Origin of the sequence: Nostoc sp. XA010, from assembly GCF_020829625.1 — a bacterium.
Classification (GTDB): Bacteria; Cyanobacteriota; Cyanobacteriia; order Cyanobacteriales; family Nostocaceae; genus Nostoc.
On the sequence record NZ_JAIVFX010000004.1, the window covers coordinates 141,508 to 154,756 of the forward strand.

Sequence of the window (13,249 nt, forward strand, 5' to 3'; positions counted from 1 at the left end):
TCGAGGAGTTTGTTCTAGCTGCTACAAACATCGGGCAATTTTCTTAGCAAAAGCTTTGTCAGCATTGACATAAACTTCTTGGACATCGGGATGAAGAATAACTTCATACATCAGAGCGAAGAGTTCTCCAGGCGGTGTATTGGGCTTTAGGCGTTACTTGATTTTGCTTAACTCGCTCTAACAATCCAGGAATTGCCAAAAGTTCTTGGGTTGCAGCTTCGCTTTCAGCATTTGCCAAATAAGCAGCAAAATCAGTCAGCAGCTGTAATCGCTCTGGAGATAGTTGCTGGAGTAAGTCATTAAGCTGTTGCTGTAACTCTGCGACAGAGATCAAATCTGCTGATGACCCATCATCCATCGGAGAATTATCGGTAGTATTCATTGCCTACTTCAGAATTTCAAGGTTTAGTTTTTATTATGCATCAAATCTTCCAAGTGCTTTGGTTATCTTAGGGGAAACTGTGGCAGAGGCGATCGCACCTAATAAAACAGATATTGTGAACAGAATGAGAATGCGTAGGCGTAGCCCGCCGCAGGCATCATTTTTGCGAGCGCCGTGATGAGTTAATTAAAAGACTTCCAAATAAAAAAACATTCCAAAACTGACGCAAAAATATTCTCTATTTCTCCTCTCTCTGCGTTCTCTGCGTCTCTGCGGTTAGTTTATTTGGCTAATTGATTTCTTGAAAATCCCTAACGCTCTCCTAAGAGAATGTTTGAAAAGTGTTTGGCTGTGATTTTAATTACGTTGTTACCCCCCTTAGTCCCCCCTTATAAAGGGGGGAAACAAGAAAAATCCGGTTCCCTCCCCTTTACAAGGGGAGGGTTAGGGAGGGGTAAAAAATAGCGTTAATTGTAACAAGTAGCAATTACAGCAGTCAAAGGGATTAATTTATTTCCCAGCCTCATCCATCTTTAGCCAGTTAGCAAAGTTTCTCGCAGCAGATAAAATTCTTTAGGAAAAGGAAATTTATATACTGTAAGTTCTTTAGTAAGTGTTACAGACAAGGAAAATTGCTTCTATTGTGCAATTATTCCGATGAATTAAACGATACTTATCATTATTAGAGTTCTATACTTATGCCAACCGCACTCAAAAATATACAAACTAAAAACCTAATTTCAATAGGTTTGCTAGTTTTCGTTCCTATTGCTATTGTGGCAGAAAAGTTAGAATGGGATGCATTAACAGTATTTGGACTTTCAGCAGTCGCAATTATTCCGTTAGCAGTTTGGCTGAGTCAGGCGACAGAAGAAATTGCTGTGGTTTTAGGGCCTTCTATCGGAGGCTTGTTAAATGCAGTCTTCGGGAATGCAACTGAGCTAATTATTGCTCTAGTAGCTCTCAAAGCAGGCTTGGTAGATATTGTTAAAGCCAGCATTACTGGGACAATTATCAGTAATTTACTGCTGGTAATGGGGCTATCTATGTTGCTGGGAGGGTTACGCTATAAAGAGCAGACTTTTCAGCCAATGGCAGCGCGAGTCAATGGCTCGACAATGACACTAGCAGTAACTGCAATTGTCCTGCCTGCAATGGTGATCACTACATCTAATGTGGTCGAGCAAAGCGCTATTACTAATCTGTCGATTTTTGTAGCAGTCATTTTAATTGTAGTTTATGGTTTTACGCTGTTATTCTCCTTGAAGACTCACAGCTACCTCTACGATGTTGGGGTTGTAGAACTAGAAGGTGTTTCTGAAGACGAGGCCGCCACAGAGCAAGATAAACATTCAAAGCCAAACTTGAGCCTTTGGGTTGGTGTTTTGCTTGTAGCAACGATTGGTATAGCGTTCGTGTCTGAGATTTTTGTTGGTGCGGTTGAAGAAGCAACAAAAGGACTAGGATTGACACCTTTGTTTACCGGAGTAATTTTATTACCACTAGTTGGAGGTGCAGCCGAATATGTAACTGCTGTCCGAGTAGCGATTAAGAACAATATGGATTTGGCAGTATCTGTAGCAATGGGATCGAGTCTACTAGTTGCTTTGTTGGTTGCGCCGCTCCTTGTGCTAGTTGGGCTGGTAATTGGACAACCAATGGATTTAAATTTTAACTTGTTTGAGGTTGTCGCAGTGATCATTGCAGTGGTTATTGCCAACTTAATTAGTTTGGATGGTCGCTCTAACTGGTTAGAGGGGATGTTGCTGCTAGCAACCTATGCTATACTAGGCGCTGCCTTCTACTTCCATCCAGTTTGAGCGCTAATCGGGCAGCTTTTTGGAGATGAAAGCGAAACCAAACTCTATTGACGCGTATAACGATGTTTCACCCCAATCGGGAAATATTCAAAATCACCCATTGGGGCTAATGTAACTTGTGGTGTTTGATATTCTGCGGGAACATAATTAGCAAACTCGCTATTTAAGCGGAGCAGTTGTGAAAGAATAGAAGATGCGATCGCTTGCTTTTGATCTTCACTACCCTCTACCCCTGCTCCTAATTCCACAACCACAGATAAAAATCGATTCTTGTCTGCATCTTCCTTCACCTGCAACACAAATTTACCCGTCACCCATTTTTGAATTCCTGGTTGTTCTAATCCCACCGTCACATTTTCGGGATAGATATTTGCACCAAAGTAGGAAACTGTAAAGTTAGAACGCCCAAAGACATAAACAAAAGGTAGCTGATGAATACCTCTAGGTGATTGTTGAGTGTCAGAACGGAGATTTTCGAGCGGGTTAAATCCCCATTCTGCTAAAAATTGCAGCATGGCATCATAACTAATTATTCCGCCAGTATCCAAGATGTCATAACGCACTAAGGGAATACCGTTATCTCCTGAAAACAGCAATCTGCCGTCTTGAACTTCAAAAAAGCGACTGCAAGGATCATACTGTACCAGCGTGGGTAAACGCGATTCCCCAAATAAAGCTCTAGCTGCATCGGGATTTTCTGCCAAAAAACGGCGAATGCAGATACTTAGCGGTGTTTCATTGCCCAAAACTCCTGCATCCGCAGTACCGTAAAGTGATGCAAAATCATAGCAAGGATTTTGTGAACCAACTCTTTCACCAACTAAACTCCGCCATTCTTCACTAAATACTTCTCCCGCCATAACTAACTTAATCTGATATTGCTGCCACTCCACACCAGAAGCGATACCAGTATCAATGACATCTTTTAAAAATGGTGGGTATCCTAGTAACACCACTTGCTCAAACGCTGAACCTAGTTCTTGCACAACTCGTAAGATTTCTTCTTTGTTGTTACCAGGGGTAATTACAGTGATGGGATAACCTTTGCTAGCAAGATAACGACAGCAATTAGTAGTAAATATTCCACCTACCCAAGTGCCAAAAGTGAAACAAATCACTGCTAGGGTACGTCTGGTATCTGTATAGAAACTATCGTGAAAAATCTGTTCAAAACGTGTGGCGATTTGGAGTTCATCTGTGAAAAAACGAGGCCAAAATGTCGGTTTACCAGTAGAACCGGAAGAAGCAGCTATCATGTCGCACCCTTCTAATTGTCCGTTGCGGCACAAGTTAGCCAAAGGATAGCGCAGTATATAATTTTGTTTAGCGATCGCTGGTAGTTTTTGAAACTCCTCTAAAGTTTGAATAGTCGCGGGATTAATTTTCCTTTCTGCTAAAAAAGCCTTGTAGGCAGGTACATTCGCCGCTACATCGTGAAATAAACTCAAAGCTGCCGAAGTTTGAGTGTTGAGATGCCGTTGCAGTATCGTTTCTAGGGGGGTAGACAAAAAATCTTCAAATGCTTTAATTACTTGCTGCTGTCTTGATTTCTGGTACATGACGCTTGTTGTTTATCCTGAAGTAGAACCAACACCGTTACTTGCTGCCAGTATTTTAGCTGTTATCTAATACCCCCAAAACCCCAGTGATTCTTAGCAACACGGATTTAATATAGGAATACCCACTCCCTAACATTTTCTAAAATATCCGAAAATGAGAGTATGCGATTGTAGTCATTCAATAAAACCTTAATTTATCCTTCAGCACCATGCAGCTCTATTGCAGTAAACAACACACAAATAATGGTAGTAACCGCTTTTGTACCCATTGTGGTGAACCATTACCTCTTGCTGTGGGACAAATGGTGGATAATCGCTATCAAATTATCCGTCATTTAGGGCAGGGTGGCTTTGGACGCACCTATTTGACGGAAGATAGAACAAAAGCTCATCAAACCTGTGTGCTGAAGGAATTTGCACCCCAAGTACAAGAACATCAAGATTTACAAAAAGCTAAAGAGTTATTTGAACGAGAAGCAAATGTCCTGAAAACACTCCAGCATCCACAAATTCCCCGTTTTCACGCCTCGCTACAAGTGAAGATAGGCACTAAAGATTTTTTCTTTCTAGTGCAAGATTATGTGGATGGTGATAATTATTCCCAACTATTAGAACAGCGTGAAACTCAAGGAAAGACTTTCAGTGAAGAGGAAATAATTACCTTACTGCAACAGATTTTACCCGTGTTATCCTACATCCACTCACGAGATGTAGTTCACCGTGATATATCTCCTGATAATCTAATTTGGCGGCGTTCTGATAATCTGCCAGTATTAATTGATTTTGGTGGTGTCAAGCAATTGCCAGCTTCTCAAGGTTTTTGGCGCACCAAGTTAGTTGGAAATAACACTTTGCTGGGTAAAAAGGGTTACGCCCCAGAAGAACAGCTACGCCAGGGAAAAGCATTTTTTAGTAGTGATTTCTACTCTTTAGCGGTGACATCACTAGTGTTGCTTACAGGCAAAGAGCCACAAAAATTATACGACAGCTATCAGGGAATTTGGGGATGGGGAAAGGAAATTAGAGTTAGTCCGCAACTGGAAGCGGTGTTAAAAAAGATGCTGGCTTATAAACCGAGCGATCGCTATCAACGAGCCGAGCAAATCCTCAAAGATTTACCATCACCAACTGCGACTAAATCCACAGGTAATTATATTACTACCAAGATTAAGACGATGGTAGTTGCTCCGGGAAGACAAGGCGCCAGTGCTGTTATGAGTAGATTCCAGAACAAAACACAAGCAATAGCGAAACCGATATCTTGGCCTGTTTGGATTCGCCCTTTTGTGATGAGTTTAGGGGGAACAGCTTTAATTGTTTTAACTGGTGCAGGTACTTTGGCGGTGGTAAATGCAGTCATTCGGAGCGTAACTTCAATTACTATCCCATCAATTTCATTACCGCAAATTCCACAGTTCCCAAATCCAATCGGTAAACCAGTCAGCGACAAAGGAAAAAATAGCAATCTCCAGGAAATTATCAGTCGTCGTCAACAGCTAGAAATTACTGAAGGATTTTTTACTCCCTTTGTAGATGATGTATTTTATACAAAGAAACCAGAATTAAACAGACGTAGCCTCACATCTAAATCTGAAGACGCTGGTTTACGAGATGAATGGTCTGGTATTGCTGACGATTTATTGAATAAACTAGAACAGGCTGACCTCAGTACAGCAGCTCGTCGAAAATTGGGTAAATATAGTCAAAAAGATTATGTAACATGGAGACGGCAAGCGCGATCGGGGCAGTTTGGGAACTATACAATTGATCAGCTGACCAAAGATACAAATGAAAAATTTGATCGGTTGTTTCCCGATCAGGAGCGTGGGAAACTCAATCAACAGACTTTCGGTCAAATTTGGTATGCGATCGCAGCCGATCAAGTCAGTAAAGTACAAAAATAGAGTTAAAAGTTAGGAGTGAGGAGTTAGGAGTTATGAGTGAGGAGTTATGAATTACGGCAATTTCCTTTCTTTATAGACCACGGTTGAAGACACGGAATAGTGTAGTTTAATCAATTGAAAAACGCTACTCTCTACTCCCTGTTGACTATTAACTTCTAACTTTTAACTCCTAACTCCTAACTCCTAACTTTTAACTCCTCACTCCCAATTCCCAATTCCCAACTCCCAACTCCCAACTCCCAACTCCTAACTCCTAACTCCTAACTCCTAACTTTTAACTTTCCAATGAATTCAATATATTGTTCTAAAGGACATGAAAATTCCCCAGCTAGTCGCTTTTGTCTCCAGTGTGGTGAAAAGTTGTTGGATAGGCCCATAAGTTATAGTATCCAACCGGGACTAACTTTAGGCGATCGCTATGTGATTGTACGTCAAATTGGCCAAGGTGGTTTCGGACGCACTTATTTAGCTGAAGATGTCAATCGTTTCCGCGAACTTTGTGTTTTAAAAGAATTTTCCCCCCAAGTTCAAACCGCCTACGTTGTCCAAAAAGCTGAAGAACTGTTTGAGAGAGAAGCCAGTGTTCTCTATAAACTGCAACATCCCCAAATTCCCCGCTTCCGAGAACTGCTTCGCATGAACTTAGGGGGGAAAGAATATCTATTTTTGGTGCAAGATTATGTGGAAGGGGAAACTTACAATTCTTTGTTAAATACCCTGCTACAACAGGGTTTGCGCTTTACAGAGGCAGAAGTGCGCCAATTGTTGCTTTTAATTTTGCCAGTATTGGAGTATATCCACTCCATAGGCGTTATTCATCGAGATATATCTCCAGATAATTTAATGCTTCGCACTGTTGACAAACTGCCAGTATTAATTGATTTTGGCGGTGTCAAACAAGTAGTAGCAACCGTTGCTTCCCAATATTACCAACCCGGTATGGTTGCATCTTCCCCATCACCAACCCTATTGGGTAAGGTAGGATTTGCACCCCCAGAACAGATGCAAACTGGGTTAGTATCTCCCCACAGCGACTTGTATGCTTTGGCCGCAACAATGTTGGTTTTACTGACAGGGAAACAACCCCAAGAATTAATTGATACCTACAATCTGACCTGGCAGTGGCGACGGGAAGTAAGCTTGAGTCCGATTTTGGGACAGGTATTAGATAAAATGTTATCTGCTAGACCAAGCGATCGCTATCAATCAGCCCATCAAGTCCTCCAAGCTATCAACCCGCCCCCAGCTAACTTTCCCCCAACTCAATACCCCGCCCCACCACAACCCACAGCCGCCACTGTCGCCGTCTCTCCACCTCCCCCATCCCCTACCCTGCGGGAAGCTAAAGCTACATACCCCTCATCTCCCCCATCCCTCCAGCCCACAAGCTGGTGGACACCAACAAAAACCTTCTTAGTAGCGGCGGTAGTAGCCGGTACTGTTGGATTACTTTGGTGGGGATTGAATAGTAACCGATATGTAGCGGATAAACCTAATCCTATAGCCAGCCCAACCCCAACCAGTGAGCAACCGACCGATCCTTTGGCGCAATATTCACCAGCCGAACGGCAGCGTAAAGAAAGATTAAGCGATCGCCGTCAACAGTTGGGTATTAACTCTAACTTTTACGTGAACTTGGTGAATGAAGTTTTTTGGGACAGAAATCCCAGTTTACGAGAACGCACTCTCAGCGATGGCCCTGAAGATGAAGGTTTACGGGCAGAATGGGATAAAACAGCCTCAGAATTGCTGGAAAAATTAGCGCCACTGAGTTCTAATGCACGCCGACAACTGGGAAGTTATACAAGTGCTGAACGCGATCGCTGGAAAGTGGAAGTCAACAAAATCAACGTTGGTAGCCGTTCTTTGTATGATTTGGGAGATGCAGCATTTTTAAGTGTATTCCCTGAACAGCGTGGTAAAGATTTTCGAGATCAGCCCATTGGACAAGTCTGGTATGGATTTGTTAGCGATCAACTCAGTGCTATCCTCGCCGGTAGCGCTTTCCAGAAACTTGTCTTTGATCCGGGCGCTATCAGCAAAACAGTCAGTGGTACTCTCCAACCTGGTGGTGGTAAAGTATTCATTGCTGGACTTGCCAAAGAGCAATCTTTGGGATTGAAGCTACAAGCAAATTCCCAAGTTTTGTTATCAGTCTATTCACCCTCTGGCAAAATCAAATTTTTAGAAGATTCTAAAGAGCGAAGTTTGTCAACCAAATTACCAGAAAATGGATTTTACGAGTTTGTCGTAGTTTCCACAGCATCGAAACCAATAGATTATCAACTCAGCATTACAGCAGAAAATCCCACCCCTCCCCCATCGCCAACACCAACGCCCACAGAAACACCAACGCCCACCCAAACACCCACGCCAACGCCAACTCCTACACCAACTCCTACAGAAACCCCCACTCCTACATCAACACCAACGCCAGAGACAGCACCTCAGTAAAGGGCGTTGCATAGTTGCGGCATAATTTCGCAACTTCCAAAATTCTCCCCCTGCTCCCCCTGCTTCAAATTACCCCTTGTCCACAACCCCTAAACGCAACGCAATTCGCTTGTATTTCGTTGCGGGTATTGACTGACCCCTGCTCCTCCGTCCCTTGGGTAGAGGAGAGAATATAGTCATCGCGGACATTCTTAGAAGCATTAAGATCCGCGTGAGTTTGATGTCCACAATTCCTGCAATGAAACTTGGACTTATGGCGATTTGTCCTCTTAATGTGCTTACAAATATTGCATTTCTGGGAAGTGTATCTAGGATCTTGGTGTACGACTCGTTTCCCTAAAGCTTCTGCCTTGTAAGCTAAGAACTGTTCTTGCTGGTAAAATGCCCAGCTACCCAACCATTTATTGATCTTTTTGCCGCGTCTGTGGGTACGAACGCTAGACAAATCCTCAAGCACAAAAACCGCTACGCTTGGTTGGCTAGCTTTTTACTTACCAATGATTCGGCCAGTTGAAATTGCCAAAACAATGAAATCAATCTCTGCTGTGCATATATTCAGCACGTTCAAAGATTTGAAAAAGCGTAGGTTTTGGGGTTCTGGATTGTGGAGTGACGGAACGTTCTACTCGTCTGTGGGTGGTGCGTCAGGGGAGGCAGTTAAACAATATATTGCAACTCACAAGCAACGCGGATAGTGTTAAATGATGGGGTGTCGAAAGCGTTGCGGTACCGTTCGCGCACCGTCTCGTAGAGAGGAACGAGCCTCACCCCACCATTTAACTGCGCTTACATCCCCGCCCACCAGGGGACCGGGTTTTACGCACATTGAATAAAAATTAAGGCACTAATGCTAACACCCCGACAGGAGAACCAGAACCACCACGCAACCTGAGAATGCCGATCGCTAGAGTAGTACCTTTAGGTGGCAGTTGATCTAAATTGGTAAGATTCTCCAATACAATGCGCGGTTTCTCCAACACCAAGTGGTTAATAGCAAAACTGTTATCCTGTCCGGGATCGACACCATGAGTATCAATTCCTACCCCTGCTATTTTTCGTTCATTCAGTAATAATTGAGTTGCATCGCTGCCAAAGCCTGGAAAGTGGGCAATTCCTTGAGAATCATGATTTAGGAATGCACTTTTATCAAACCACTTTTTTTGCCAACCAGTATTCAGTATAACTACGCAGCCGCCAGAAATTTCACCGTATTCTTCTTCCCAAGCCAGAACATCAGCAATAGTCAAGGCATAATCAGGATTAACTGCTGTGGCTTGGCGAATATCTATGACCACCGCAGGTACAACCAAAGACTGGGCGGGGTATTGGTCAATTCCCACAGCATAACTATGAAAACTGTTAGGGGCATTGATATGAGTAGCGCTATGTTCCCCCAAAGAGAAACGTCGCAGGTAATAGCTATCATTATTCAGTTCAGCCACAGTTTCAAATTCAACTGGAGGGTCGCCAGACCATTGGGGAATATCTATGTCAATTACATGACTTAGGTGGATAACGCGTGTGTAGGTGATACTATTTTGATTTTGGGGTTGTATCATAATTCTTCTCTCCCCCTGCTTCTATTCCCGAACTGCTTCAACCGAGAAATATCCTGAACCGAATGGTATTAGGGCTACACCTACGCAAAAATAAGACTACCATTACAACGTTTTTTAAACGATTAAACTGCAACATTTCTACTCCTATTTCTCTGTATTAGAAGAAATAATCCCCCAATCCCTGTAACTTTCAGGTTGTTGGGGGGTTCAAATGTTGCAGCAAAAAGTGAATTAATCTTAGTTAACAACCAGTAGGTTAACATTTGATTAAATTTTGATTAAAATTGCGTAATATTCACAAATCGGGTTGTTGCTTGAATGGAATCACGATCGCAAACTCGGCACCTTCTCCTGGTGCTGAAATACACTGGATTTGCCCACCATGTTTTTTGACAACAATTTGGTAGCTAATTGATAACCCCATACCCGTGCCTTTACCGACGGGTTTCGTAGTAAAGAAGGGGTCAAATACGCGTTTGCGTACTTCCTCAGCCATGCCTGCGCCGTTGTCGGCAATGCCAATGATTACATGGTCTTCTTGGATGAGGGTGCGAATGCGAATTGTGGGGATCGGGGATTGGGCATGGGGCATGGGGCATGGTACATAAGAGGCAGAGGGGCGGGGTGCTCTTAGCAGAGGGGAAAATTCTCCCTTGCTCCCTGCTCCCTGCCCCCTTGCTTCTTCCCCATTCCCCACTCCCTCTTCTAGAGCATCGATCGCATTTGTCAACAGATTCATAAACACCTGATTCATGTGTCCAGCGTGACACATTAATGGTGGCAGGTTGCCGTAGTCTCGGATTACTCGGATTTCGGAATGTCCTGATTTGGCTTTCAGGCGATTTTGCAACAGCAGCAAGGTGTTATCAATACCTTCGTGAATATCCACTGGCTTTGTGCCGTCTTCATCAAGGCGAGAAAAATTGCGTAAAGATAGGACAATCTGCCGAATGCGTTCGGCTCCCATGTTCATAGAATCTAGGATTTTGGGCAAATCTTGCTTGAGAAAGTCTAAATCAATGGCGTAGACTTGTTCGTGAATCTCTGGTGTTGGTGGGCAATAGTTCTGTTGATAAAGGTCTACCAAGTGCAGCAAATTCTTGGTGTATTCACGGGCGTAGGTAATATTGCCGTAAATAAAATTGACGGGATTATTGATTTCGTGGGCAATACCTGCAACCAATTGTCCCAAACTGGACATTTTTTCAGTTTGAATCAGTTGTGCTTGGGTTTGTTGAAGTTCTAGCAGCGCCGCTTCTAGTTGCTGGGCTTTGTCTTGGGCTGTTTGGGCAGCGATGCGACTTTGGGTGTAGAGTTTTGCTTGGTCAATGGCGATCGCTAGTTGAACTGTAACTGCTTGTAATAATTCTACTTCGTTGTCCTGCCAAGGCCGGAAGCCACTACAAGAACCACAGCTAAATGTGCCAATTTCCCCAGATTGGGTGTGTACGGGGAGCGACATAAAAGCAGTAAAACCAAAATCCTGCAAAAACTGCTGTGCAGTGCCATCGCTGACAGTCTCAACATCATTAATGCGGATGATTTCTTTGTTCAAGGTTTTGGCTGCGATTAGTTCGATTTCTGCATTAGTTGCTTCTTGCTGGTTAAGCAAACAGGGGAAAGAGGGACTTTTCGCCTCATATACTCTCTCCCAGTAGGATACATCAGCGTCTTGCCGATACCAAAAGAAGGTGCAGCGATCGATCTGGAATAAGTTGCGAATTTCCTGCACTGCGGTTTCCACAATGTAATTGAGATCCAAGGAAGCTCGAATCTGGTTAGAAAGACGATTGAGTAGGGCTTCCCGTTGGGCACTTTCTCTGAGTGCAACTTCTGCTTGTTTGCGGTCTGTGGTGTCATAGCAAATACCAACAAAGTTTAAAACATTACCATTGGCGTCTTTAATAACAGATGAGTTACTTGTATGCCATCGCCAACTACCATTTTTGTGTTTTACGCGATATTCAATTGCGTCTTGTTTCTCACTTGTTGTCAAAATTCTTTGAAAATAATCGGCACAGATATGCACATCGTCAGGATGTACAAAGGGAACAAAGGATTTGCCTTCAACCTCTGCAACCTCATGTCCAAAAATTTCAGTCCAGTTAGGAGAAACGTAGGAAAATATCCCTTCAAGTGTCAGCGCAAAAATAACGTTATTGGCGTTTTCGACAATGCTGCGAAACTTGGCATCACCTTCTAGGAATGCTGCTTGGATGTTGTCGCTGGTGTGACGGACAAGAACTATGATTTGCTGGTCTGGTAATGGTAATAACCTAGCTTCAAAATTATTTTTCCCGGATGATAGCGCTAAGGTATATTCAAAACTGACTTCATATTGAGTTTCAAGTACTTGAGTTATTGCCTGGTAGAAGCGATCGCCTACAGCAATCGGTAGGCATTCTCGCAAGCTCTTGCCCTGACAATCTCCTGTTGGGATATACGATTGATCCATCTTCCCTGGCTTGTAATCCAGAATACTCCCATCAGCATCAAGACGAAAGTATAAATCAGGAAGCACTTGCAAAATCGCTGCAAATTCTGATGTTTTTTGGCGTAATTGTGCTTCAACTTCTTGGCGTTTTGCAGTTTCAGCTTGTAGTTGTTCTACTGCTTTTGCTAATTCTGCCGTCTGTTTTTGTTGATAATTTGTAGGTGCCGAGCAACTTTCTCTTAAGGTAGATGGCACTTCTGTTATATCCATGCAATAACCGATGTAACCAACAAAGCTACCATCTGCTGCAAAGCGTGGCGCGGCTGTATCTAAAATCCAGCGATATTCGCCATCAGCCCGACGCAGACGATATTGCCTCTGGAACGAATCATGCGCCGTAAATGCCCTCAGGTATATATCTTCACATTGCTGTCTATCTTCTGGATGGACGCTGCAAGCCCAGATATTGCCTATCTCCTCTCCTCGCGCAGATACAGACGCGCCTGTTGTTAGATATATTCCAGTAAATTCCAGCCAATTTGCATTTAAGTAACAGTAAAGTGTATTGCATCCAGCCATCCAAATCATCAGAGGAGCAGTATCCGCCTGCTGGCAAAATACTTTTTCATCCTGTTCTATTTCTTCCTCTTCTACCATGATTTGGTTAATGTTGCTCTGCACCTTTTTAGAAAACACTTTTGCCTGCCTGCTCTGCCTAAATTATTAAGGTAATAGTCTAAAAATAAGATTTTTTAATGGATATATAAATTATATATATCAATCTCCTATTTATCTTAATACTTTATTTAGTTTTATATTTAAAATAATTCCTTTATTACTGTAAATAAATTGAAAAAAATACTAAAGTTATCATTAAGATTAAGTTCAGAACTTTTGGTGAAATTTAAGCTAGCTATGTGTCAGTAAACTTGTTTGAGTTTGTGTGTTCTTAAAATTCCCCATAACATCCATCTTAGCTATGTAATCACATTGCTCAAAAACCTAATTTAGCTTCACGGGAAATATATAATTCAGTATGAGGCGCTTACATCTTTATCAGAAATTCACAATAATCAGAAATTTCATATCAAATAAATATTGATTTTTTGTCAAGAAGAATTCAGCATGAATTAGAGT

The 13,249-nt window shown here is 42.6% G+C and carries 9 protein-coding genes; 4 read left to right on the forward strand and 5 right to left on the reverse strand.

Annotated elements, in window-relative coordinates; genetic code table 11:
• Positions 1-103: 103 nt before the first annotated feature.
• Positions 104-382, reverse strand: coding sequence for a hypothetical protein (locus LC608_RS08010; protein WP_229553032.1), 279 nt, complete (start codon positions 380-382; stop codon positions 104-106).
• A gap of 698 nt (positions 383-1,080) precedes the next feature.
• On the opposite strand from LC608_RS08010, the gene cax reads away from it, so the two are divergent.
• Positions 1,081-2,202 (forward strand): calcium/proton exchanger, encoded by a 1,122-nt coding sequence (cax, locus tag LC608_RS08015; RefSeq protein WP_229553033.1) that lies wholly within the window; start codon positions 1,081-1,083, stop codon positions 2,200-2,202.
• A 44-nt stretch (positions 2,203-2,246) separates the two neighbouring features.
• On the opposite strand, the gene LC608_RS08020 is transcribed toward cax, so the two are convergent.
• Positions 2,247-3,761, reverse strand: a complete 1,515-nt coding sequence (locus LC608_RS08020; protein ID WP_229553034.1) for a phenylacetate--CoA ligase family protein — start codon at positions 3,759-3,761, stop codon at positions 2,247-2,249.
• A 209-nt stretch (positions 3,762-3,970) separates the two neighbouring features.
• On the opposite strand from LC608_RS08020, the gene LC608_RS08025 reads away from it, so the two are divergent.
• Together LC608_RS08025 and LC608_RS08030 are read left to right on the forward strand one after the other, a co-directional pair.
• The gene (locus LC608_RS08025) at positions 3,971-5,665 is read left to right on the forward strand and encodes a serine/threonine-protein kinase (RefSeq protein WP_229553035.1); all 1,695 of its coding nucleotides are present in this window, start codon (positions 3,971-3,973) and stop codon (positions 5,663-5,665) included.
• Positions 5,666-5,950: 285 nt separating this feature from the next.
• Positions 5,951-8,119: a serine/threonine-protein kinase gene (locus tag LC608_RS08030; RefSeq protein WP_229553036.1), complete on the forward strand. Its 2,169-nt coding sequence runs from the start codon at positions 5,951-5,953 to the stop codon at positions 8,117-8,119.
• A 64-nt stretch (positions 8,120-8,183) separates the two neighbouring features.
• Here the strand turns inward: LC608_RS08030 and LC608_RS08035 are convergent, their stop codons facing one another.
• Positions 8,184-8,576: a transposase gene (locus tag LC608_RS08035; protein ID WP_229553037.1), complete on the reverse strand. Its 393-nt coding sequence runs from the start codon at positions 8,574-8,576 to the stop codon at positions 8,184-8,186.
• A gap of 40 nt (positions 8,577-8,616) precedes the next feature.
• Here LC608_RS08035 and LC608_RS37490 point away from each other — a divergent pair, with 40 nt between their 5' ends.
• Positions 8,617-8,814: a transposase gene (locus tag LC608_RS37490; RefSeq protein ID WP_374108381.1), complete on the forward strand. Its 198-nt coding sequence runs from the start codon at positions 8,617-8,619 to the stop codon at positions 8,812-8,814.
• 141 nt (positions 8,815-8,955) lie between these two features.
• On the opposite strand, the gene LC608_RS08040 is transcribed toward LC608_RS37490, so the two are convergent.
• Both LC608_RS08040 and LC608_RS08045 read right to left on the reverse strand, forming a co-directional pair.
• Complete coding sequence (locus LC608_RS08040; RefSeq protein ID WP_229553038.1) at positions 8,956-9,678, reverse strand: cyclase family protein; 723 nt, start codon at positions 9,676-9,678, stop codon at positions 8,956-8,958.
• 295 nt (positions 9,679-9,973) lie between these two features.
• Positions 9,974-12,769 (reverse strand): PAS domain-containing protein, encoded by a 2,796-nt coding sequence (locus tag LC608_RS08045; protein WP_229553240.1) that lies wholly within the window; start codon positions 12,767-12,769, stop codon positions 9,974-9,976.
• Between the last annotated feature and the right edge of the window lie 480 nt (positions 12,770-13,249).

Coding starts and splice junctions, on each gene's coding strand:
- LC608_RS08010 (WP_229553032.1), bottom strand. CDS start 382: ATGAATACTACCGATAATTCTCCGATGGATGATGGGTCATCAGCAGAT.
- cax (WP_229553033.1), top strand. CDS start 1,081: ATGCCAACCGCACTCAAAAATATACAAACTAAAAACCTAATTTCAATA.
- LC608_RS08020 (WP_229553034.1), bottom strand. CDS start 3,761: ATGTACCAGAAATCAAGACAGCAGCAAGTAATTAAAGCATTTGAAGAT.
- LC608_RS08025 (WP_229553035.1), top strand. CDS start 3,971: ATGCAGCTCTATTGCAGTAAACAACACACAAATAATGGTAGTAACCGC.
- LC608_RS08030 (WP_229553036.1), top strand. CDS start 5,951: ATGAATTCAATATATTGTTCTAAAGGACATGAAAATTCCCCAGCTAGT.
- LC608_RS37490 (WP_374108381.1), top strand. CDS start 8,617: ATGATTCGGCCAGTTGAAATTGCCAAAACAATGAAATCAATCTCTGCT.
- LC608_RS08040 (WP_229553038.1), bottom strand. CDS start 9,678: ATGATACAACCCCAAAATCAAAATAGTATCACCTACACACGCGTTATC.
- LC608_RS08045 (WP_229553240.1), bottom strand. CDS start 12,769: ATGGTAGAAGAGGAAGAAATAGAACAGGATGAAAAAGTATTTTGCCAG.